The sequence below is a fragment of the Bifidobacterium favimelis genome, assembly GCF_037963085.1.
Taxonomy (GTDB): Bacteria; Actinomycetota; Actinomycetes; order Actinomycetales; family Bifidobacteriaceae; genus Bombiscardovia; species Bombiscardovia favimelis.
The window spans coordinates 306,290-329,186 of record NZ_JBANDZ010000001.1; the positions used below are offsets into that span (position 1 = coordinate 306,290).

The 22,897-nt window shown below is 65.0% G+C and carries 20 protein-coding genes and 1 tRNA gene; 19 read left to right on the plus strand and 2 right to left on the minus strand.

Annotated elements, in window-relative coordinates; all coding sequences use genetic code 11:
- Positions 1 to 61 precede the first annotated feature (61 nt).
- The 10 genes from atpA (at position 62) to V6584_RS01185 (ending at position 9,891) form a co-directional block, all read left to right on the plus strand.
- The gene (atpA, locus tag V6584_RS01140) at positions 62 to 1,753 is read left to right on the plus strand and encodes a F0F1 ATP synthase subunit alpha (protein WP_340468617.1); all 1,692 of its coding nucleotides are present in this window, start codon (positions 62 to 64) and stop codon (positions 1,751 to 1,753) included.
- A 3-nt stretch (positions 1,754 to 1,756) separates the two neighbouring features.
- Positions 1,757 to 2,710 (plus strand): F0F1 ATP synthase subunit gamma, encoded by a 954-nt coding sequence (locus V6584_RS01145; protein WP_340468618.1) that lies wholly within the window; start codon positions 1,757 to 1,759, stop codon positions 2,708 to 2,710.
- 8 nt (positions 2,711 to 2,718) lie between these two features.
- On the plus strand, positions 2,719 to 4,206 hold the full coding sequence (atpD, locus tag V6584_RS01150; RefSeq protein ID WP_340468619.1) for a F0F1 ATP synthase subunit beta: 1,488 nt from the start codon (positions 2,719 to 2,721) through the stop codon (positions 4,204 to 4,206).
- Positions 4,206 to 4,514 (plus strand): F0F1 ATP synthase subunit epsilon, encoded by a 309-nt coding sequence (locus tag V6584_RS01155; protein ID WP_340469685.1) that lies wholly within the window; start codon positions 4,206 to 4,208, stop codon positions 4,512 to 4,514. Before atpD ends, V6584_RS01155 begins: the two co-directional genes overlap by 1 nt.
- A gap of 253 nt (positions 4,515 to 4,767) precedes the next feature.
- Positions 4,768 to 5,649 carry an endonuclease NucS gene (nucS, locus tag V6584_RS01160; RefSeq protein ID WP_340468620.1) on the plus strand — a complete coding sequence of 294 codons (882 nt, stop codon included), beginning with the start codon at positions 4,768 to 4,770 and terminating at the stop codon, positions 5,647 to 5,649.
- Positions 5,650 to 6,067: 418 nt separating this feature from the next.
- Positions 6,068 to 6,310 carry a glutaredoxin domain-containing protein gene (locus tag V6584_RS01165; RefSeq protein WP_340468621.1) on the plus strand — a complete coding sequence of 81 codons (243 nt, stop codon included), beginning with the start codon at positions 6,068 to 6,070 and terminating at the stop codon, positions 6,308 to 6,310.
- 282 nt (positions 6,311 to 6,592) lie between these two features.
- Positions 6,593 to 7,246 carry an amino acid ABC transporter permease gene (locus V6584_RS01170; RefSeq protein WP_340468622.1) on the plus strand — a complete coding sequence of 218 codons (654 nt, stop codon included), beginning with the start codon at positions 6,593 to 6,595 and terminating at the stop codon, positions 7,244 to 7,246.
- Entirely contained in the window at positions 7,233 to 7,904 is a 672-nt protein-coding gene (locus tag V6584_RS01175) for an amino acid ABC transporter permease (protein WP_340468623.1), read from the plus strand. Before V6584_RS01170 ends, V6584_RS01175 begins: the two co-directional genes overlap by 14 nt.
- Complete coding sequence (locus tag V6584_RS01180; protein ID WP_340468624.1) at positions 7,897 to 8,853, plus strand: amino acid ABC transporter ATP-binding protein; 957 nt, start codon at positions 7,897 to 7,899, stop codon at positions 8,851 to 8,853. The genes V6584_RS01175 and V6584_RS01180 overlap by 8 nt, the downstream gene beginning before the upstream one ends.
- A 120-nt stretch (positions 8,854 to 8,973) precedes the next feature.
- Complete coding sequence (locus V6584_RS01185) at positions 8,974 to 9,891, plus strand: cysteine ABC transporter substrate-binding protein (RefSeq protein WP_340468625.1); 918 nt, start codon at positions 8,974 to 8,976, stop codon at positions 9,889 to 9,891.
- 24 nt (positions 9,892 to 9,915) lie between these two features.
- On the opposite strand, the gene V6584_RS01190 is transcribed toward V6584_RS01185, so the two are convergent.
- Positions 9,916 to 10,872 (minus strand): FKBP-type peptidyl-prolyl cis-trans isomerase, encoded by a 957-nt coding sequence (locus V6584_RS01190; protein WP_340468626.1) that lies wholly within the window; start codon positions 10,870 to 10,872, stop codon positions 9,916 to 9,918.
- 80 nt (positions 10,873 to 10,952) lie between these two features.
- On the opposite strand from V6584_RS01190, the gene V6584_RS01195 reads away from it, so the two are divergent.
- The 3 genes from V6584_RS01195 to V6584_RS01205 all read left to right on the plus strand — a co-directional run bounded on the left by V6584_RS01195 (position 10,953) and on the right by V6584_RS01205 (position 14,466).
- The gene (locus tag V6584_RS01195; protein ID WP_340468627.1) at positions 10,953 to 12,230 is read left to right on the plus strand and encodes a hypothetical protein; all 1,278 of its coding nucleotides are present in this window, start codon (positions 10,953 to 10,955) and stop codon (positions 12,228 to 12,230) included.
- Positions 12,227 to 13,231, plus strand: coding sequence for a DUF8094 domain-containing protein (locus V6584_RS01200; protein ID WP_340468628.1), 1,005 nt, complete (start codon positions 12,227 to 12,229; stop codon positions 13,229 to 13,231). The genes V6584_RS01195 and V6584_RS01200 overlap by 4 nt, the downstream gene beginning before the upstream one ends.
- Before the next feature lie 278 nt (positions 13,232 to 13,509).
- Positions 13,510 to 14,466, plus strand: a complete 957-nt coding sequence (locus V6584_RS01205) for a tetratricopeptide repeat protein (RefSeq protein ID WP_340468629.1) — start codon at positions 13,510 to 13,512, stop codon at positions 14,464 to 14,466.
- Between the two features lie 2 nt (positions 14,467 to 14,468).
- Here the strand turns inward: V6584_RS01205 and V6584_RS01210 are convergent, their stop codons facing one another.
- A complete protein-coding gene (locus V6584_RS01210) occupies positions 14,469 to 15,095 on the minus strand; it encodes a CYTH domain-containing protein (protein WP_340468630.1) in 627 nt (208 codons plus the stop codon).
- Between the two features lie 352 nt (positions 15,096 to 15,447).
- Between V6584_RS01210 and V6584_RS01215 the strand changes: the two genes are divergently transcribed.
- The 6 genes from V6584_RS01215 to thrB all read left to right on the plus strand — a co-directional run bounded on the left by V6584_RS01215 (position 15,448) and on the right by thrB (position 22,836).
- Positions 15,448 to 15,523 (plus strand) — tRNA-Arg (locus V6584_RS01215).
- A gap of 391 nt (positions 15,524 to 15,914) precedes the next feature.
- A complete protein-coding gene (spxB, locus tag V6584_RS01220; RefSeq protein WP_340468631.1) occupies positions 15,915 to 17,684 on the plus strand; it encodes a pyruvate oxidase in 1,770 nt (589 codons plus the stop codon).
- 95 nt (positions 17,685 to 17,779) lie between these two features.
- Positions 17,780 to 19,537, plus strand: a complete 1,758-nt coding sequence (argS, locus tag V6584_RS01225) for an arginine--tRNA ligase (protein ID WP_340468632.1) — start codon at positions 17,780 to 17,782, stop codon at positions 19,535 to 19,537.
- Between the two features lie 17 nt (positions 19,538 to 19,554).
- Entirely contained in the window at positions 19,555 to 20,400 is an 846-nt protein-coding gene (locus tag V6584_RS01230) for a hypothetical protein (RefSeq protein WP_340468633.1), read from the plus strand.
- A gap of 25 nt (positions 20,401 to 20,425) precedes the next feature.
- Complete coding sequence (locus V6584_RS01235; RefSeq protein WP_340468634.1) at positions 20,426 to 21,751, plus strand: homoserine dehydrogenase; 1,326 nt, start codon at positions 20,426 to 20,428, stop codon at positions 21,749 to 21,751.
- Positions 21,748 to 22,836 (plus strand): homoserine kinase, encoded by a 1,089-nt coding sequence (gene thrB / locus V6584_RS01240; protein WP_340468635.1) that lies wholly within the window; start codon positions 21,748 to 21,750, stop codon positions 22,834 to 22,836. The genes V6584_RS01235 and thrB overlap by 4 nt, the downstream gene beginning before the upstream one ends.
- The last annotated feature ends 61 nt before the right edge of the window (positions 22,837 to 22,897 follow it).

Below are 22,897 nucleotides of genomic sequence, written 5' to 3' on the forward strand. Positions count from 1 at the left end.
AGGCCGGGACGGTACAGCGAGATTTGAAGGACTTGAACAAGTATGAGAATAAGGAGTGATCATGGCACAACTGACCATTGATCCCGCCGTGGTGCGCAAGGCGCTCGACGATTTCGTCGAGACCTACAAGCCCTCGGACACCCCGACCCAGGAGGTCGGTTATGTCCGGACGGCAGGCGACGGCATTGCGCACGTGGAGGGTCTGCCCGGTTGCATGGCCAACGAGCTGCTGACCTTTGAGGACGGCACGCTCGGGCTGGCGTTCAACCTGGACCCCCGCGAGATCGGCGTGGTCATCCTCGGTGATTTCGCAGGTGTCGAGGAGGGCCAGGAGGTCCGCAGAACCGGAGAGGTCCTCTCCGTCCCCGTGGGCGACGGCTACCTGGGCAGGACGGTCAACCCTCTGGGCGCGCCGATCGACGGCCTGGGGGAGATCAAGACGGAGGGCCGGAGGATCCTTGAGGCCCAGGCCCCCGATGTGATGCACAGGCACCCGGTAGACGAGCCCCTGTCCACCGGCATCAAGGCCATCGACGCCATGACCCCCATCGGGCGCGGCCAGCGCCAGCTGATCATCGGCGACCGCCAGACCGGCAAGACGGCCATCGCGATCGACACCATCATCAACCAGAAGAGGAACTGGGAGACCGGGGACCCCAAGAAGCAGGTGCGCTGCATCTACGTGGCCATAGGCCAGAAGGGGACTACGATTGCCTCGGTGCGTTCCTCGCTGGAAGAGGCCGGAGCCATGGAGTACACCACCATCGTGGCCTCCCCGGCCTCAGACTCCGCAGGCTTCAAGTACATCGCCCCCTACACGGGTTCGGCCATCGGCCAGCACTGGATGTACAACGGCAAGCACGTGCTCATCATCTTCGATGACCTGAGCAAGCAGGCCGAAGCCTACCGTTCGATCTCCCTCCTCCTGCGCAGGCCGCCGGGGCGTGAAGCCTACCCCGGTGACGTCTTCTACCTGCATTCGCGTCTGCTGGAGCGCTGCGCGAAGCTGTCCGATGACCTCGGCGGCGGTTCCATGACCGGCCTGCCCATCATCGAGACCAAGGCGAACGACGTCTCGGCGTACATCCCGACCAACGTGATCTCCATCACCGACGGCCAGATCTTCCTCCAGTCCGACCTGTTCAACTCCAACCAGCGTCCTGCGGTGGACGTGGGCATCTCGGTGTCCCGCGTGGGCGGAGCCGCACAGACCAAGGCGTTGAAGAAGGTCTCCTCCACCCTGAAGATCTCCCTGGCCCAGTACCGTTCCCTGCAGTCCTTCGCCATGTTCGCCTCCGATCTGGATGCGGCCTCCAAGGCCCAGCTGACCCGAGGCGCCAGGCTGACGGAGCTGCTCAAGCAGCCCCAGTTCACCCCTTACTCCATGGAGAAGCAGGTTGTCTCGGTCTGGATCGGCACGCACGGCAAGCTGGACGACCTCGATCTCGAGGATGTCCTGCCCTTCGAGTCCGGTCTGCTTGACTACCTGGACCACAACACGGACATCCTCAAGACCATCCGCGATACCGAGGACTTCACCGATGACACGGAGAAGGCCCTGGACAAGGCCGTGGACGAGTTCGCCAAGACCTACGTGACCAAGAAGGGCACCACGCTTGACGGCAAGAAGGCCCCCGAGGAGGATTCGCCGGCACCTGTCGAGCAGGAGAAGCTGGTGGCCAACAAGGCCCCCAAGTCCGGCAAGGCAGATGCCCAGTCCAAGGGGTCCGACGGCAAGGCGGGGAAGCGGTAGACCATGGCCTCACAACTTGCATTCAAGTCAAGGATCGCTTCCACCTCCTCCCTGGAGAAGATCTTCAACGCCCAGGAGATGATAGCTTCGTCGCACATCGCCAAGGCACGTGCCGTGGCGATGGACGCGAAGCCTTACTCCGATGCGATTTTTGACGCGGTGCAGGCCCTGGTGGCCCACGCTGATGACATCCGTCATCCGATCGTCGGGAAGAACGAGAAGAACCCTCGGGTCGCCGTTCTCGCCTTGACATCCGACCGTGGCATGGCCGGGGCCTACACCTCATCGGTCATCCGTGAGACGGAGAACCTCCTGGACCGGCTGGACCGGCAGGGGCGCGAACCCCAGCTTTATGTGTACGGGAGGCGTGGCGCCTCCTACTACAGGTACCGCAACCGGGCAGTGGCCGCCACCTGGGAGGGCGACAGCGACAAGCCCGGCGTGGGCATAGCCCAGGAGATTTCGGACACCCTGATGGATGCATACATGACCCCGGCCGAGAAGGGCGGGGTGAGTGAGCTCTACATCGTGTTCACCGAGTTCATCAACATGGTGGTGCAGAAGGTCCGCGTCCTGCGCATGCTCCCCCTGGAACTGGTCCGCGTGGACAGCGACCTGTCGCAGGAGGAGACGGCAGACACGGCCGTGGATGCCCCCTCCCCCTCCTCGGGCAGGGACGACTACGTCGCCCTGTATGATTTTGAGCCCAGTGTGCAGGAGGTCCTGGATGTGGTCCTGCCGAAGTACATCCAGTCCCGCATCCACGAGTGCCTGCTGACGTCCGCCGCCTCGGAGACGGCAAGCAGACAGAACGCCATGCATACGGCCACCGATAACGCGCGGAGCCTGATAGACGACCTGACCAGGAAGCTGAACGCCACCCGCCAGGCCGCCATCACCCAGGAACTTACAGAAATCGTCGGCAGCGCCGATGCGCTGAACAAAGAGGAAGAGTAGGAACGCCAATGGTTGCACAGGAAGAAAAGCAGACCACAGCGGACCACAAGCAGGATACGGCCTCACAGGGTCGTGTCACCCGCGTCCAGGGATCTGTCATCGACGTGGAGTTTCCGGCAGGGCACCTGCCTGACATCTACGACGCACTGACCGTCGATCTGAGCAAGTCCGCCAACACCGAGGGCGAATCCCTGACGACGATCATGCTTGAGGTCGAGCAGCATCTGGGAGACAACACGGTGCGCACGGTCGCCCTCAAGCCCACGGACGGTCTGGTCCGCGGGGCCCGGGTGACCAACACGGGCGGTCCCATCGAGGTCCCGGTCGGTGATGTGACCAAGGGCCACGTCTTCGACGTCGCCGGGAACATCCTGAACAAGAAGCCCGGCGAGAAGATCGAGGTCAAAGAGCGTTGGCCAATCCACCGCAACCCCCCGGCCTTCGACGAGCTGGAGTCCAAGACCCAGATGTTCGAGACGGGCATCAAGGTCATCGACCTTCTGACCCCCTATGTGCAGGGCGGTAAGATCGGCCTCTTCGGAGGCGCAGGCGTGGGCAAGACGGTGCTGATCCAGGAGATGATCCAGCGCGTGGCCCAGAACCACGGGGGCGTCTCCGTCTTCGCCGGTGTGGGCGAACGCACCCGTGAGGGCAACGATCTGATCGGCGAGATGGATGATGCCGGTGTGCTGGAGAAGACCGCCCTGGTCTTCGGCCAGATGGACGAGCCCCCGGGGACCCGTCTGCGCGTCCCCCTGACCGCGTTGACCATGTCGGAGTACTTCCGCGACGTGGAGAACCAGGACGTGTTGCTCTTCATCGACAACATCTTCAGGTTCACCCAGGCGGGTTCCGAGGTTTCGACCCTGCTGGGCCGCATGCCGTCGGCCGTGGGCTACCAGCCCAACCTGGCCGATGAGATGGGTGCCCTCCAGGAGCGCATCACCTCCACCCGCGGCCACTCGATCACCTCCCTCCAGGCCATCTACGTGCCCGCCGACGACTACACCGACCCGGCCCCGGCCACCACCTTCGCCCACCTGGACGCCACGACCGAACTCAGCCGTGACATCGCCTCCAAGGGCATCTACCCGGCCGTGGACCCCCTGGCCTCGACCTCGAGGATCCTGGATCCCCGTTACGTGGGGCAAGCCCATTACGACTGCGCCAACCGCGTCAAGGCCATCCTGCAGAGGAACAAGGAGCTCCAGGACATCATCGCCCTGATCGGCATCGACGAACTGGGCGAGGAGGACAAGACCACCGTCAACCGTGCCCGCAAGATCGAGCAGTTCCTGGGCCAGAACTTCTATGTGGCGGAGAAGTTCACCGGTCGCAAGGGGTCCTATGTGCCTGCGGACGAGACGATCGAGGCCTTCACCCGGATCTGCGACGGCGCCTATGACGACGTGCCCGAGCAGGCCTTCTCGGGAATCGGCGGCATCGACGACCTTGAGGAGAAGTGGCACAACATGCAGAAGGAATACAACGCATGATGGCCGCTTCCGACAAGACGCTGATGCAGGTGAACATCGTGGCGGCCGACCGTCCTGTCTGGACAGGTCAGGCCAGGTCGGCCATGGTGCCCGCCACGGCGGGTTCCATGGGCATCATGCCCGACCACGAGCCCCTCCTCACCCTCCTGCAGAAGGGGAGGATCACCGTGGTCACGCAGGACGGCTCGCAGCGGACCTTCAATGTGGACAGCGGATTCGCCTCCTTCGATTCCAACAGACTGACCGTCGCCGTGGACCACAAGCTGGCCGACGACAAACGGTCGGACGAGGATACGGACGGCGACTGAGCCCAAGGTGGACGGAGCCCGACCCTGGACGGCCGGTCCCCCTCCCGCCTGAGGGCCGTATGCAGCGATCCGGGACACCCGCAAGGGTGCCCCGGATTTTGCATGTCAGGTCGGCAGTGGCCTTGTTCCTGCGGCTCCGTCTGCTTTCTGCCGCCGACCTCACCGTCCTGGTATCGCAGGGGCCTTGCCCCTGCGGCTCCGCCACCTTGCCGGGTTGTGGGCCGAAGCAGGGACGAATGCTATATTGGCTGGCGTGCGAATCATTGTTGCCGACTGTTCGGCCGAGTACTCGGGCCGTCTCAACGCCTCCCTGGGGCCGGCCAAGCGGGTCCTCATGGTCAAGGCCGACGGGAGCTGCCTGATTTTTTCAGAATTGGGATCCTATAAGCCGCTCAACTGGATGAGCGCCCCCTGCACGGTCCGGGAGATCGACCCTGAATCCGCCCTTCCCCCACATGACGGGCAGGGGGACCAGGTCGGCCTGGAGGGCCGGACCGCTCAGGCGTGTGGCGACGACCGGGCCGAGGGTTTTGACCAGGTCGGCAGTGACGACCAGGCCGGGTCCCTGGCCCCTGACCAGCTGGTTGTGCTGGAGCAGGAGGACCAGGCCGGGCAGGCGGACGAGACCGTCGCATCCGGCAGGCGGGTGGAGAAGGTGCTCAGGGTCAGCGCCGCCAAGTCCAGCGACGTCCTGACCATAACCATTTACAAGGTCTACTCCGACCAGTCCTTCGACCTGGGGCAGGACCCAGGTCTGGTCAAGGACGGGGTCGAGGACCATCTCCAGCGCTATCTGGCCGAACAGATCGGTCGCATAGGGGAGGGGGCCACCCTGGTCAGACGGGAGTATCCCACCCCGACCGGCCCTGTAGACATCATGGCCCTGGACGGTCAGGGGAGGCATGTGGCCATCGAAATCAAGCGACACGGCGGCATCGATGGGGTGGAGCAACTGACGCGGTACTGCAAGCTCCTCAACCGGGACCCCCTCCTGGCTCCGGTTCGGGGGATTTTCGCCGCCCAGACCATCACCCCCCAGGCCCGGGTGCTGGCCGAGGACCGCGGTTTCGAGTGCCTGATCCTGGACTATGAGGATATGAAGGGGACTGACAGCGACGCGCTCACCCTCTTCTGAGCGTCTTTCGGCCCCCTTTAGGCGCCTTTAGGCCCCTTCTGGCCCCTTTCGGCCCCCTTAGGTCTTCCCCCTCGGCCGGGCGTCCTCCTTCCGGCCGTCCGACGGCCCCTGACCCGTGCAGGCCCTCTTACGTCCCCCGACCCCGATCTCCACACCTCACCGGTGCCCCAATGTGACCCATCACTCATTTCTTCCGCGACGGGTTTCCCTGGCCGGAGGGAGGCGGCATTGGCACTATATGTAGGGTTTCAACGGGTGACACGCCACTATGGGTTGGGTATTGCCCCGGATGGGGCCTCCAGGTAGAGTACAGCAAGAAGGTCATGGAGGCGGGTAGGGACATCCGCCCAAGGACCGGAATCCAAAACGTGGGTGCGATGGAGACTGCAAACGCACCAGGAGCCTAGGAGCGGCGATCATGTCGGTTACTGTGTACACCAAGCAGCACTGTCCGCAGTGTGATGCCACCAAGCGCCAGTTCGCCAAGCAGGGGGTGGACTTCGACCTGGTGGATCTGACCGACAACCGCGAGCTGGTCGACGAGTTCATAGCCAAGGGCTTCCGCCAGACCCCGATTGTGGTCACCGATGAGGAGACGTGGAGTGGGTATCGACCCGATCTGATCAGAAAGGTGGCGGAGGCCGCCAAGGTTTACGCCTGATTCTGTACGATCGTTCACAGTAGGGACCCGGTTCGCATCCTGCGGCCGGGTTTTTTGTATCTTCCGGGTTCATTGCTGGCAGCGGGGCCCGTCGGCAGGTAGACTCAGCCGGAAGCCCCGGCAGTCTTCAGGATGCGGGGATGGGGATGTCACACATGGCAGGGGATTTTCACCGGTTGTCTGTTTCCACCGGGTCCTATCGGGCGTCGCCCGCGATCCGGGGTGATGACGGGCGGCAGAGGATGACGGCGGGAGTTCATCCAGACGGGGGAGGGGAGGGTCATGGACTGGTCTTTCATCGCAGGTAACGCCCATTACTTCGTGAACGCTGCCTACATGACGGTGTTCATATCCTTCTTCGGCGTGGTCCTGGCGGTTGCGGTCGGCCTGGTCTGCGCCGCCGTCGACATCTCCCGCCTGCCTGTTCTCAGGCAGCTGGCCAGGGTCTACGTGGAACTGTCACGCAACACGCCCCTCCTGGTCCAGCTTTATTTCCTCTATTTCGGCCTGCCCAAGCTGGGTCTCAGATGGAGTCCGGAGGCTTGCGCCATCATAGGTCTGGCCTTCCTGGGTGGATCCTATATGGCCGAGGCCATGAGGGGTGGGTTCGATGCCGTCCCCAGGCTCCAGACCGAGTCCGCGCGGATGCTGGGCCTGTCCCGGGGGCAGACGCTGACCCATGTGATCATCCCCCAGGCCTTGGGCAGTGCCATCCCCGGCCTGGTGGCCAATGTCATCTTCCTGGTCAAGGAGTCCTCGGTGGTCTCTGCCATCGCCCTGGCCGACGTGATGTATGTGACCAAGGACCTCATGGGCTATACCTATGACACCTATGAGTCCCTCACCCTCCTCATCGTGACCTACCTGGTGATCCTCCTGCCCATATCGGTTCTCGGAACGCTGCTCGAGAGGAGGTTCGACTATGCAAGGCGCTGACATACTCCTCCAGCCGGGGGTCTTCCCCCGCCTCTTCCAAGGTCTCTGGGTCACTGTCTGGATAGCCGGGGTGTCCGTGGCCCTCTCGGTCCCGGTCGGTCTCCTGGTCGGCTGGCTGATGACCGCCCGCAGTGGAGCCGTCCGCTTCCTCATGAGGGTCTATCTGGACTTCATCAGGATCATGCCCCAGCTGGCCCTCCTCTTCATCGCCTTCTATGGGTTCGCCCGGTGGAACTGGAACCTGGATGCAACCGGGGCCTGCGTCCTGGTCTTCGTCCTGTGGGGAGGGGCCGAACTGGGCGACCTGGTCAGGGGCGCCCTCCAGTCCATACCACGCTCCCAGTATGAGTCCGCCTACATGCTGGGGCTGGACCACTGGCAGACCTTCACCCGGGTCATCCTCCCCCAGGCCCTGAGACGGATGTTGCCGGCCAGCGTCAACCTGGCCACCCGCGTGGTCAAGACGACCTCCCTGGCCGCCCTCCTGGGGGTGGTGGAGGTGATCAAGGTGGGCCAGCAGATAATCGATGCCAACCGGTTCGCTTACCCCCAGGCGACGCTGTGGATCTACGGGGTGATTTTCTTCATGTATTTCTTCATCTGCTGGCCCCTGTCACTGGTGGCGCGGCATATGGAAAAGAGGTGGGCTCATGACTGACGAGGACGGGACGAGGACAGTGTCTGAATACGGGATGAAGGTGCCGGGAGGGCGGAAGCCCGAAACGGAGGGAAGCTGGTCCGGGGCGGATGCGGCTGGAGGGTCCGCATCGGAGGCGGCCGCAGACCGGCCTGTCCTGCAGGTGGAACACCTGGTCAAGCGTTACCCCCAGACCGACCGGGCCGTCCTGGACGATGTCTCCTTCATGGTGCCTGCGGGGAAGGTCTTCGTGGTCCTGGGGCCCTCAGGCTCGGGCAAATCCACCCTCCTGCGGACCATAGCCGGCCTGGAACCCATCCAGGGGGGCAGGATCCTTCTGGATGGACAGGTCATCGAGGAGGGCAGCCCCCAGGCGGCTCGCAGGGTGCGCTCGCCCGGCCTGGCAGGCCCGCCAGGCCGCAGCCGGGACATGAGGACCCGGGTGGGCATGGTCTTCCAAAGCTACGATCTCTTCCCCAACAGGACAGTCCTGGGCAACATCACCATGGCCCCGGTCCTGGTCCAGAAGAGGGAGAGCCGGGAGGTCAGGCAGGAGGCTCTTGACCTGCTTGACAGGGTGGGTCTCGGGGACCATGCGGATGATTGGCCGGACCGGCTGTCCGGCGGCCAGCGCCAGCGGGTGGCCATATGCCGGGCCTTGATCCTCCACCCCGAGATCATGCTCTTCGACGAGGTGACTGCGGCCCTGGACCCGGAGATGGTCCGTGAGGTCCTCCAGGTCATGCTGGAACTGGCCGACCAGGGGCTGACCATGATGATCGTCACCCATGAGATGACCTTTGCCAGGGCCATCGCCGACCACATCGTCCTCCTGGACGAGGGGGGACTGGTGGAGGAATCGGACGATCCCAAGGCCTTCTTCGACCATCCCCGCACGGAAAGGGCCCAACGCTTCCTCTCCTCCTTCACATATGAGCGCAGGAGGCGGGAGGGGGCCGGGGAGGATTGACCGATCCAGCCGGCCGCGCCTCCTCCAGGGCTTCAGCCCATCGCAGGAACCGCAAGAACCGCAAGAACCGCAGGAACAGCAAGAACCCAGGAAATGGAAAAGAAGAGAAAGAGGATCGTCATGACACGAGCGAACAATGCAGGCTGGTTCAGACGCCTGAGCCGGGCCGCGCTGGCCCTGGTTTCGGCCCTCCTGGTGACGGCGGTGGCGGCCTGCGGCCCCTCCGCCTCACTCCCCAGCGACCAGAAGGCGGGGTCCGCGCCCTCCACCGGTTCCGGGTCGACCGGGGACGTGCGGAGCATGGACGAAATCAAGCGGTCCGGCAGGCTCAGGGTGGCCGTCTTCTCCGACAAGGCCCCCTTCGGGTATGTGGACAAGGATGGGACCTATCAGGGCTATGACGTTTACTTCGCCAATCGCCTCGCCAAGGACCTGGGCGTCAAGGCGGAGTTCACACCCGTCGACCCGGCCGCCCGCGTGGATGTGCTGGCCAGCAACAAGGTGGACGTCACCATGGCCAACTTCACCGTGACGGAGGAAAGGGCCGCCAAGGTGGACTTCGCCAAGCCCTACATGAAGGTGTTCCTGGGGGTGGTATCCCCTGAGAGCGCCCCCATCACCGATGTCTCGCAGCTCAAGGGGAAGACCCTGATCATCGCGAAGGGGACCACGGCCGAGCCCTTCTTCGAAAAGGAGCACCCGGAGGTCAAACTGCTCAAGTACGACCAGTATGCCGATGCCTACAGCGCCCTGTCCGACCACAGGGGGGACGCCATGAGCACCGACAACACCGAGGTCCTGGCCTGGGCCAAGGCCAACAAGGGATTCACGGTGGGAATCACCAAGCTGGGGGACGAGGCCACAATCGCCCCCGCCGTGCGCAGGGGGAACAAGCCCCTCCTCGACTACATCAACCAGGAGGTCGACAAACTGGGCAAGGAGGGCTTCTTCCACAAGGATTACGAGGAAACCCTCCGTCCCGTCTACGGGGATGCCGCCAACCCCGACGACATCGTCATCGAGGGCGGACAGGGCTGACGGCAGTCTGTCACCGACCCTGCATCAGTAGGCTGCGATGATGTCGATCACGAAGATCAGGGTCGAATTGGCCGGAATCTTGTCGTTGGACTGGGATCCGTAGCCCAGGTTCGGCGGGATGACCAGGAGCACCTGGGATCCCACGGTCTGCCCGGTCAACCCCTGGGTCCATCCCTTGATCACCTGATTGAGGCCGAAGGGGGTGGGCTTGCCCCGGTCCCAGGAGGAGTCGAACTGTTTGCCGTTGCTGGCCAGCCAGCCTGTGTAATGGGCCCTGACGGTCTGGCTGCTCTCGACCTTGGCCCCCTTACCCTTGATTAGGGTCTGGACCACCAGCTTGTTGCCCGGGTGATAGCCGTTGAGGTCGAGAGAGGGCTTGCCCTTGTCGTCCAGGGTGACCTTGGGCAGGTCGGAGGGGACGTCAGACACCTTGTCCCCCTTGGCCCGGGTGAGCTCCTTGGACTTGGAGACCAGGGTGATGGCCATGATGTAGGAGGAGGGCACCTGGGAGTTTGAGTTGCCGGTCTTCCCGGAAGTCTCGTCCTTGATGCCGATGGCTATCGTGGAGTTGAGTCTCTGCCCCTTGAACACGTCGTAGTAGGCGGGAATCTCTTCCTTGTCCACCAGGATGGCGCAGTCGGCATGTCCCCCCTCCCAGGTGGAGTAGATCTCCTTGCCGTCCTTGCTGTCCAGGGCCAGGTCCTGCACGCAGAGGCGGTCGCCGTCCTGGACCACCTCCCCGTCGCCCTTCTGGATCACCTCGTGTGCCTTGTCCTTGAAGTCGAGCGGGGTCTTGAAGGTGACCTTGGGTTTCTGCCCTGGTTTGCCTTCAGCAGATATCCCCGTCATGGTGTCGCCGGCGGATGAGGCCGAATCCGAAGGCTTCGATCCGGAGCATGAGGCGAGTGTGGCGCTGAGTGCGACCGAGCAGAAGATTCCCATGATTTTGGCCGCCAGACGGCCCTCATGTTGCATATACATACGGTCAACATTACGGGGCCAACCCGATTTTCCGCGCAAAGCCCGCATATCAAGGCTGCCACGGTAGAATGTTCCCTGTTATGAGCACTCTGGAAGATGGAAACGAAGACAGGGCCAGGTATCGCAAACCGTCCCGGCACAGCGCAATCATGCGCGGCATCGTGACGCCCATTTTCGGGTTGCTCGCCGTCGCCGCCGTCGTCCTTGGGGCCATGAACGCCACGGTCTGGAAACCCTCCGCTTCGGTCACCGCCACAGGCGGCACGGGCACGGGTTATGTGGTCAGCGATCCCGGTGTCCTCGCACTGGTGGACGACCAGGTGAATGTGAAGGCCACGCTGGCTCCGAGCGACAAGGTCAAGGAAGCCACCGTCTGCATGGCCCTGGCGACGAGCAAGGATGCGGCCGGCTGGCTGGCTGGCCGTCAGGTGGCGAGAATCAAGGGCCTGGCCGATTGGCACACCTTGGACATATCCCGGCAGAAGGCGGCGGGCTCCGCCGGGTCGGTCCGGGGGGTCCCCTTCGCCGACTCGGACATGTGGCAGAAGGTGACCTGCGGGCAGGATAAGGCGACCATCTCCCTGGAAGGCAGGCAGACGGACGATGTCCTTGTGGTCCAGGCCCAGCCCGCGCAGGAGGACAGTACGGGCCAGGCCGACCAGGATTCCAAGGACGATGCCGTGGAGGCCGCCGACCTCAGGATGGAGATGCATTGGCGGCGCAACAAGCTCCCCGACTTCTCCGCCCCCTTCTATTTCGCCGGTGGGCTCCTGGCCGTCCTGGCCGTCCTCTCCGCCTCCGTCTTCGCCATAGATCCGGCCAAGCGCCGCAAACGTGTGATCGACAGGCCGGCCGGGGCTGAAAAGGAGGAGGTCACGGTCGCCCAGGCCCTGGGTACCCTCCTGACCCCCAATATCAAGGTCCGTCGCGGGTTCAGGAGGTCCCGCCGTCAACGCCACGCCCTCCAGTCCGGTGAAGGGCACGATGACGAGACGGCCGTCCGGCCCGGACAGACCGCCGATGCTTCCGGGGAGGGCCCGTCGATCGTGGACATCGGCTCGCGGAATCTTGTGGCCGACCAGGAGGCCGGCCAGGACCGTGCCAAGGCCCCGACGCAATCCCTGCCCGGGGAGGAAGTTTCTGGCGGGGAAGACCCTGAGGACGACCAGGAGAACATGACCGTGGAAATCAGCAAATCCGAGATGGACTCGTACCTGGCGCGTTTCCTCGATGAGGACGCGCCCGAGGGCGATGAGGGGTCCGGTGGCGCGGACCCTGCCCCGGACCCAGGAGCCCAGGAGGACGGCCCGGACAAGGATGACGACATCCGTCCCGAGGGGAAGGGGGACCTTCGATGAGGGGCCTTGCCAAGAAGCTTCTGGCCTGCTGCCTGTCGGCGGCCGCCCTGATGGGGATGTCGGCCTGCGAGGGACAGGTGCCCAAGGTGGCCAGGTCGTCGGTGCCCCCGGTCCAGCAGCCGGATCTGACCCCCAAGCAGGAGGAGGCGGTTCGCGCCAAAATCGGTCAGGTCCTCGACAAGGCCAACGGGTCCAAGGACCCGTCCGGTCTGGAGGAAAGGGTGACCGGCCCCCAACTGCAGATCCGTTCCAGCGAATTGGCCATCGCAAAGGTGACCGGTCAGCTCAATCCCAAAACGACCATCCCCGACAAGATCGCCCAGACCGTCATACCCGGGGAGTCGGGTTGGCCGCGCTCGGTCTTCGCGGTCACCACCACCACGGAGGACCTTCAGTCCAACCGCCTCCTGGTCCTGACCCAGGACTCGGCCCGGGAGAACTACAAGCTCTGGGGGGTGGCCCGTCTCTTCCAGAAGGCGGAGCTGCCCAAGTTCCCCGTGGAAACCATAGCGGCGCAGATGGGGCGGCCGGATGACAAGGGTCTGAAGGTGACCCCGGCCGAGGCGGTCAACCACTATGCCGACCTCCTGCAGAACCCGGAATCCAGCAAATTCGCGGACGATTTCGCCCCCGACGACTTCCGCAAGTCCATGGCCTCCCTGACGGACACGGTCCGCCGGGGCATGGAGGCCAATCACGGTTCGCAGAGCCAGACCTTCACCCCGGCCGACGGACAGATCAGGGTCATGCGCTCTTCCGACGGGGGCGACCTGGCGGTGGCCCAGATCAACGCGGTATGGACCAGACAGGCCGGTGAAGGCCGCCAGTCCCTGCCCGCCTCGGACTCGGAAAAGGCCCTCTTCGGCGACGGGCATGCCACCAGCACGATGCGGGTGTCATATGTCATCGTCGTGGCCCTCTATATACCCGGCTCGTCCTCGGCGGAGAAGATCAGGGCCGTGGGGGCCGAGTGGCAGCCGGTCAAGGTCGAGGCCATCTGACCAGTCTGAGGTCATCCGCAGCCTTGCAGGTTCTCCTGCTCCCGGCCTCCCAGGACTGCCTGCCCCTCTGCGGCCATGTGTGTGCCTGGCAACGGATGTCCGAAGGCCTTCCCTGTGGGGGAGCGGTCCGTCGGCTTGATCCGGGGCGGAAGCCGAAGGTGAAAAGGCGGACGGAGAGACTAAGTTTGTAGTGGACGAAGTTGATGTGTCGAAGGCGGGTGCGTCGGCCGGCTGGCCGGTCGGGCGCATGGCGGCCCAGAACTATGCAAGGAGCGGACATGGCGCGCGATGACAGGCAGGCACAGCCCGGTGTTTCACTGGCCGGGGCGGTGGATCTGGGGGACCTCAAGCACAAGGTCGATGCCGAGCCCGGCCAGGCCGGCGGGGCGCCGGCGGCAGGTGGCTACGTCATCGACACCACCGAGGCGAGTTTCCAGGCCATGGTCCAGACCTCGGCCACCTTCCCCATACTCCTCCTGCTCTGGGTGCCGACCGATGACCGTCTCATCTCACTGGCGCAGAAGCTGGCCGACGCGGTCAACGCCCAAAAGGGCAAGATACAGCTTTCCCGCATCGATGTGACCGCCAACCCGCAGATAGCCCAGGCCCTTCAGGTGAAGGGGGCGCCGGCCCTCTTCGCCCTTCTGGCCGGCAGGCCCATGCCCATCCTGGAGGGCGTGCCCAGCGACCAGGAGCTGGCCCAGATCACAGACCAGCTGATTCCCCAGGTCATCCAGATGGCCCAGCAGGCGGGAATCACCGGATCAGCCCCCTATCAGGAGACGGGTGGCCAGGAGGCTGCCGCCGAGCCGGCCGCCGACAGCGTTCCCCCCGCCCACCAGGAGGCCCACCGTCTGGCCCAGGAGGGCGACTACGCCGGGGCTGCCGCCGCCTATGCAAAGGTGATGGAGGCCGACCCCGGTGACGACCTGGCCAGGAGGGAGCATTCCAAGGCCCTCCTCATGGCACGTTCCGCTTCGGCTGATGTCCGTCAGGTCAGGCAGGCCGCAGCGGATGATCCCGATGATGTGGAGGCCCAGCTGGCCGTGGCCGATGTCGACATGATAGGGGGGAAGGTGGAGGACGCCTTCAACCGGCTCCTCGATTACCTGGGTGGTCATCGTGACCAGATGGAGCCCGTCCGCCGGCGTCTGCTCGAATACTTCGCCATACCCGAGCCCTCCGACCCGCGTCTGGCACGGGCCAGGCGCAGGCTGGCCACCATGATGTACTGAGCTTATTCCTGGCTCTTGTTGATTCCGAAGTTGGTCAGGAAGTGGCTGCCTCCATCGGCCAGCTCGGCATCGAATGCCTCCGCCCATTCGCTGAAGGGCCTCTGCGCCAGGCCGTCGTTGGAGAAGCGGGCGTCGTCCGTGATCTCCGTGATGCAGAAATCAGGGATGGTGAGGTTGGTCACCGGTCCGGTCCGCTCCACTTCGGCCACGACCAGGGGGGCATTGACCCCGCCGAACAGGTCGATGTTCCACCAGTCCTCATCCAGCCAGACGCCGTAACGGTTTTTGACGATCCTGGAGCCCCCCCTGAGCACCAGTTCCTGGGCTATGCCCGGGTCGATGGCGCGTTCGGCCTCATACCTTGTGCCGCCCACGGAAGGGCCCTTGGCCGTCATGAAGGCGGCATTGAAGGACCTTCCCTCCTCCAGGAGGACGTGGAGGGCATCGGTGCGGGCATCCATGGCGACCCGGCTCTTCTCCTCCTGCAGGCGGACCCTTAAGGCGTAGTTGTCTTCGTGCACGTAGTAGCTCTGCACGATCAGGGTGGGTGCATCGTCCAGCAGCCCCTCGGGCAGGGTCCTGCAGAAGAATCTGCGTTCGAATTCGAAGTCGTCGCGTTCCTCGTCCATGTGTTCAGTTTAGACGTAAGAGCGGCCTTCCGTCAGGGGCAGGTACCCCTATGTGGACGCACGGCCGGCGGCCACCGCGGGCTTGTGAAGGCCGGTTGTGGCCTGGGCCGCGAGAGGATACAGTGAGATGGCGGCCCGAATGAGAATTCGGGGTGTTCGTGGCAGCCCCGCGTGATTGTGATACAAATGCAACGGCGCAGTTGGCACGGTTGCGCGGGGCCTTCCACCAGGTCCTCCTGTCCGCCCGAGGAAGGCATCACCCGGACCCTGCCAGGCCTGCGGGGCGCGCTCAGGTGCGAAATTCGGGAAAATGGCTTATCATGATATTCGTTGTCCGCCCGATGGCGGATGCGGGTTCGTAGCTCAGCGGATAGAGCGTCTGTCTCCGGAACAGAAGGTCGAGGGTTCGAATCCCTTCGAGCCCACCAGGGTGAAACCCCTGCAACCACAACGGTTGCAGGGGTTTTCCATACCACCGCAAACCCTTGAAGACCCCGGTGTGCACGGTATGTCTACGGTGGAAAGTGATTTCTATAATCCGCCCGCCGCCCCGACAGGATATGAACTTGCTTACATTCCAGGGGGTGGGATTTGCTGCCGTCGGGCGTGCCCGGGGTCCCGGTTGCCCCGGCAATCCGCCGAAAACCGGGTTCGGGTCAACTGGCCGGGTGGCGGTGGTCACGGGTTTACGCCCACGAAGAAGCGGGAAACCCCCAGGTGGATGTGACATAGTGATAGCAAGCGGTGCGGCAGGTTGGCGAAGGGCTGTGCGGCCATAATCGAAGGGTTGAGAATCAACATTCCAAAGGAGGAATGGCTATGTCAGACATCAATGCGGGCGATGCGGTGCTCAGGGTCCTGGAGCAGTGGGGTGTGCCCCGTATATACGGGCTGCCCGGGGGGTCCTTCGACTCCATGATGAACGCCATCCACGATGAGCGCGAGCGCATCGACTTCATACAGGTCCGCCATGAGGAGGCAGGTGCCCTGGCGGCCGCTGCCGAGGCCAAGTTGACCGGCAGGATCGGCGTCTGCTTCGGATCCTCGGGCCCTGGTGCCGTCCACCTCCTCAACGGCCTCTACGATGCCCGCGAGGATGGTGTCCCCGTGCTGGCCCTGGTGGGGGAGGTCCCCCAGCAGCAGATGAACATCGACTTCTTCCAGGCCATGGACGAGGAGCCCATCTTCACCGACGTGGCCGTCTTCTGCCGCACGGCCACCAATGCCCAGGGCCTGCCGGCCCTGGTGGACGAGGCCGTACGTCGCGCATACAAGTTCCACGGGGTCTCCGTCATCATCATCCCCAAGGACCTGGCCTGGGCCCAGATAGACGATAGGCCCGTGGCGACGGCGGCCAACTTCCGCCGGCCCCTGCCCCAGGCCCCCCACCAGGACCTGATCGAAGAGGCTGCGAAGCTGATCGGGGAGGCCAAGGCCCCCCTCCTCTACTTCGGATTGGGGGCGCGCGAGGCGCGCGAGGAACTGATCGAAATGTCCGAGAAGTTCAAGATGCCCCTGGTTTCGACCTTCCCTGCCAAGGGAATCGTGGAGGACGACTATCCCGCCTACCTGCAATCCGCCGGCAGGGTGGCCACCAAGACGGCCAACGAAGCCATTTACACGGCCGATCTGACCATCTGGGTGGGGTCTGACAACCCATTCGGCTCCATGTTCGTGGCCCCTCATACCAAGGTCATCCAGATCGACACCGACGGGGCCAAACTGGGCAAGCGCTTCCAGCCGAACGTCACCCTGGCCATCCAGGCCGATGCCAAGCTGACCCTGAGGGCCATCATCGAGGCCGGTGACCGGCGGGAGGAGTCCGTCTTCTACCGGGCCTGCCTGCGGAGCAAGAGGAACTGGGATGACTGGGTGGCCTCCTTCAACGAGGACGATTCCACCCCCCTGCGGCCCGAGCCCATCTACCACATCATCAACGAGCAGCTGGATGACGAGGACATCCTCCTGCCGGACGTGGGCAATGTGGACATCGACTTCCTGCGCCTGGCCAAGCTCAAGCCCACCAACAGGTGGGCGGTCTCCGGAAAGCATGCCACCATGGGCTTCGCGGTCCCGGCGGCCCTGGCGGCAAAACTGGAGTTCCCCGATTCCACGGTCTACTCGCTGAACGGGGACGGAGGTTTCGCCATGCTCTGCGAGGAGGTGCTGGCCCAGCTCAAGTACCATGCACCGGTGATCAACGTGGTCTTCTCCAACCACTCCCTCGGCTTCATCGAGGCCGAACAGCGGGATGACAGCCACCAGCCCCTGTCCGGGGTGGACCTGCCCGATACGGACTGGGCCAAGGTGGCCGAGGGCTTCGGGGCCGTGGGCTTCACCGTCAGGACCGTGGAGGAGGCCCGGCAGGCCTTCGCCCAGGCCAAGCAGGCCGACCGTGCCTCGGTCATCGATGTGAAGATGACCGGTGCCTCCCCCCTGGATGTCCGCTACATGAAGTTCCCGGAGACCACCAAGGATCCGGCCGAGGTGGAGGAATTCGTCAAGACCTACCAGGCCGGGGCTCTGAAGTCCCTGGCATTCTGGATCGGCCAGGAGACCCGGCAGGGCGGTCCGGAAGGGGCCAGATGAAGGTAGTCGGATGAAGCGAGCCTGAGCTGAGGGCGGGCGGGCCGATTCCAGGGCCCGCCCGCCCTTTCGTCTCCTGCTCCGCTAGACTTGGGTCCATGAGTCCTCAAGCACTTGCCGAATTGATATACTCCACGACCCGTGAGCTGGCCGAAGCCGGCCGTCTGGGCTCCCTGGATGCCGATGCCGTGCCCCCCGTCGAGAATCTGGCCGTCATGAGGCCCAAGGACAGGGCGCATGGGGACTGGTCCTCCAACCTTGCCATGCAGCTGGCCAAAAAAGCGGGCATGAACCCCCGCCAGCTGGGTCAGTCCCTGGCCGATGCCCTGGCCCAGGCCGACGGGATCGGCAGGGTGGATGTGGCCGGCCCCGGCTTCATCAACATCACACTGGATTCGGCCTCGGCTGCCGCGGTCGTCGACACCGTCCTGGACAGGGGGGGAGATTTCGGCTCCAACGGGCACCTTGAGGGCAGGACCCTCAATCTGGAGTTCGTCTCGGCCAACCCCACCGGCCCCATACACATCGGGGGGACCAGGTGGGCGGCCGTCGGCGACTCCATGGCCCGCATCCTGACCGCCAATGGGGCCAAGGTGGTGCGTGAGTACTACTTCAACGACCACGGCGCCCAGATCGACCGGTTCGCCCGCTCCCTGGTGGCGGCGGCACATGGGGAGCCCGTGCCGGCAGACGGGTACAAGGGGGCCTACATAGACGAAATCGCCCAGGCCGTCATCGCCCAGGCAAGGGGTGAGGGGATCGACATCCTCTCCCTGCCACGGGTGGTCGACGAGGACGGGGCCGAGGGGGACAGCGAGCAGAGGGAGGCCTTCCGCAGACGGGCCGTCCCCATGATGTTCGCGGAAATCCAGAAGTCCATGAAGGACTTCCGCGTCGACTTCGACGTCTGGTTCCACGAGAACAGCCTCTATGAGTCCGGTCAGGTGGCCAGGGCCATCGATGAGCTGCGGGCCAAGGGTGACATCTTCGAAAAGGACGGGGCCACCTGGTTCCAGTCGACCAAGTACGGGGACGACAAGGACCGCGTTGTCATCAAGTCCAACGGGGAGGCCGCCTACGTGGCCGGCGACATCGCTTACTATCTGAACAAGCGCCGCCGGGCCAAGGACCCCTGCGACGAGGCCATCTACATGCTGGGGGCCGACCACCACGGCTACATAGGCCGGATGATGGCCATCTGCGCCGCCTTCGGCGACAAGCCGGGCGTCAACATGCAGATCCTCATCGGTCAGATGGTCAACGTCCTCAAAGACGGCAAGGCCGTGAGGATGAGCAAGAGGGCCGGCAACGTGGTCACCATCGACGACCTGGTCGAAGCAATAGGGGTGGATGCGGCCCGATACTCCCTGGCCCGCACCGACTACAACCAGTCAGTCGACATCGACCTGGACCTTCTGGCCTCCCATACCAATGAAAACCCGGTCTACTACGTCCAGTACGCCTATGCCAGATCGCGCAACGTGGACCGGAACGCGGCGGAGGCCGGAATCGACAAGGCCCTGGCAGACCTCGCCCTGCTCGACACCCAGGCCGACAACGAGGTGGTGGGGACCCTGGCCCTCTACCCGGGTGTGGTGGAGACGGCCGGGGACCAGAAGGCCCCCCACCGGGTGGCCCACTACCTGGAGCAGCTGGCCGGTGTGTACCACCGCTGGTACAACCAGGAGCGCGTCGTCCCCCTGAACCCGGAGGGGGGGCAGGCCCCGGGAGCGGGGGAGGACAAGAACCCCGGTCCGTCACGGGCCGCCGCCAGGCTCAAGCTCAATGACGCGGTCCAGCAGGTCCTCGCCAACGGCCTGGACCTTCTGGGCGTTCAAGCACCAGACCGCATGTGAACCGGGAGGAGGGCCCGGTGCCCGGACTTCAGGTGGCGGACCCCGGCGTGGCCGGTCGACCTGCCGAACTCACCGCTTTCGTGAGAAGCCTGCGCGCCGCCGTCTCATCCGCCTTCCCGACGGCCACCACCAGGATCGCCTGGCATCCTGGTCCCGCCTGTGACGAAGAGGACCTCCTCGCCCTCTTGGAGGGCGGATCGGACATCATCGCCGATTCTTACATCCTCCCCTCCGTCACTTCCTCCATCCCTGCCCGACGGTTGGTCCTGCCGGCCGCCGCCTGTGACGGCGGCACGCTCGCCTCCGCCGTGGCCGGGGGTTGCGGGCGGGTGGTCGTCGAGACGGATGAGGAGATCCCCGCACTGGCCTTCACGGCCCACCAGGCCGGCCGACGGGCCAGGGTGGTGCTGGCCGTCGACGGCAGGGAATTCTCGGGACTGTCCGGCAGCGATCAGGACATGAGCGACAGGCTGGCGGAGGGGGCCGCGATCGCGGCCCTCAAGGAGATCCTCAGGCGGCAGGCCGACCTGGAACTGGTGGGACTGCAGGAGGCGGACGGATGCCGGCAGCATGTCTGTGCCGGTCCCGGCCGGATCGGCCCGGCCCAGGGTCTCATGCTCCTGCGCAGGACCTTCTGGGCCACCGACGGTTTTCTTCTGCCCATGGTCGCCCTGCCCGCATCCGTTTCCATCCGGGCGGGTTCTGATGCCGTCATGTCGTTCCGGGAGGGATGCCTCTCCCGGCTGGCCCCAGCCATGTACCGGACCAACGCCCGGCTGGGCCTGCCCATGCCGGTCGTGGCCCTTGACCTGGAGCCCTTTGAGGGGGCGGGACCAGGAAGCTCGTGTACGATACAGCAATAAGTCCATTGAGGGAGGGAGGCCTGAAGTGACAGAAGGAAATGCGTCGGCGCAGCAGACAGGTCCATCCGGGAGGGATCCCATCCGCGTGGCCCTCCTCGGGGCGGGAACCGTTGGTTCGCAGGTGGCCCGCCTCCTGGTCGAGCGATCCGGGGAATTGGCCCAGGACCTGGGCAGGCGATTGGAATTGGCTGGTGTGGCCTGCCGCCACCCCGGTGCCGTCGAGGCGCCCTGGATTGACAGGTCCCTGCTTACCACGGACCTGTCCGGTCTCTGCCACAGGGCCGACATCGTGGTCGAGCTCATGGGTGGCATGGAACCGGCCCGGACCATGCTGCTGACGGCCATGGAGTCCGGTGCCTCCGTGGTCACCGCGAACAAGGCCCTTCTGGCGGCCAGCGGGCCGGAACTCTACCGGAAGGCGGCAACCTGCGGGGTCGACATCCGTTTCGAGGCGGCAGTGGGCGGGGCCATGCCCGTCGTCCGGGTCCTGTCCGAATCCCTGGCCGGCGACAGGATCCTCTCCCTGTCCGGCATTGTCAACGGGACCACCAACTTCATACTCGACCAGATGGCCACACAGGGGCTGGACTTCGACGAGGCACTGGACCAGGCCCGCGAGGAAGGGTACGCGGAGGCCGACCCCACGGCCGACATAGAAGGCAGGGACGCTGCCAGCAAGGCGGCCATCATGGCCACTCTGGCCTTCCATACCCGTGTGACCTCCGACGACGTGGCCGTGCAGGGAATACGCAGGATCACTGCCGGGGACATGCTCTGGGCCGCCGCCCAGGGCAGGGTGGTCAAGCTTCTGGCCACCGTCAGCCAGGGGGAGAAGGGGGTTGCGGCCCGTGTCCGCCCCGTCCTCCTTCCCAGGGACCACCCCTTCGCCTCGGTGCATGGGGGCTTCAACGCGGTCGCCATACAGGCCGAGGCGGCAGGTGAAATCGTCCTCTACGGGCAGGGTGCCGGCGGGACGCCCACCGCATCCGCCGTCATGGGCGACATAGTGACAGAGGCGCGCAATATCATCGCCTCGGGCCGGGGGACCTCCATCCATCTGGGCAAGACGGTCCCCATCTGCCATCCCGACCCGGACGGCGGATTCTTCTGCGTCCGTTTCCTCACCGACGACTGCCAGGGATTCCGCGTCCGGATGGATGAGAGGCTGGAAGAGGCTGGAATCACCCTCCACAAGGCCGACTACCTGATGTGTCCCGGTGGCATCAGCCAGGTTCACACCCTGATCGGACCCTGCCGGGAATCATACCTGGCCACGGTGGCCGCCGACCTGGGGCGTTGTGACCGGTCCGCAGGAAGGCCGCTGATTCTCGGGATGGTGGATGAACGATGACCGATCGCCTGCATGGGGCCGCAGACGGGTGCCGGCCGGTCTGCCGCCAGGTCACGGTCGATGTGCCGGCCACCAGCGCCAACCTGGGGTCGGGTTTCGATTGTGCCGGCCTGGCCCTTGACTTCTGCGACCATCTGACCTTCACCCTCCCGCAGGTGGATCCAGACGGGTCCGGGGTGGACCGGGCTGACCGGGTGGACCGGGCTGAGAGAGTGGACCTGGCTGAGAGGGCTGGCCGGGAGGCCCGGACCCTGGTGACCGTCAAGGGGGAGGGCCAGGGTCGCCTGCCCGTGGATGGCAGGAACCTGGTCGCCTCGACCTTCCGCCGCGCCTGCGCCGCCTTCGGCCTGGAGGTGGACGACCTGTTCCTTGAAGCAGACAACCGGATCCCCCAGGCCAGGGGGATGGGGTCTTCCGCCTCCGCCCTTGTTGGGGCAGTCGCCGCTGCTGATGCCTTCTGCCATAGCGGAAGGATCGACCGCCACCGGGTCTTCGAGCTCGCCGCCTCCTATGAGGGGCATCCGGACAACGTGGCCCCGGCCGTCTACGGGGGTCTGACCATCTCCTGGCCCCTGGCCGGAGCGGACAGGGAGGGCCCCGGCGGCTACGGTACCGTCGGATACCCCGTGGATGAGGGGGTGGAGGCCGCCATCCTGGTGCCGGACTTCCGGGTCCCCACCTCCCAGGCCAGGCAGATCCTGCCTGACGGGCTGTCCATGTCCGATGCGGTCTTCAACATGGCCCGGGTGGGTCTTCTTCCGGCTGCCCTGGGTCCCTCCGCAACGGAAGTGGGGGCCACCGGGTCCGGCGACCGGCGCGAGGGCCTCCTCTACACGGCCACCCAGGACCGGGTGCACCAGCCCTTCCGCCGGTCCCTCATGCCGGCTTCCTGGACCCTGGTCGAAAGGTTGAGGGGGCAGGGGCTGGCTGCGGCCATTTCCGGCGCAGGGCCCTCGGTCATCGTCCTCCACCGTGGCCGCAGGGAGGAAATCGCCCACCTGGCCGGCCCGGAACTGGCAGGCGGGCATTGGGACCTCCTTGACCTGCCCATCAGGACAGGCGGCGTGGAGGTCACCAGAGGCTGAGACCAGCTGATGCCGGCCTGCCTGCCGGTGGTAGTGTGCAGGGAAACAAGAGGAAAGCGGT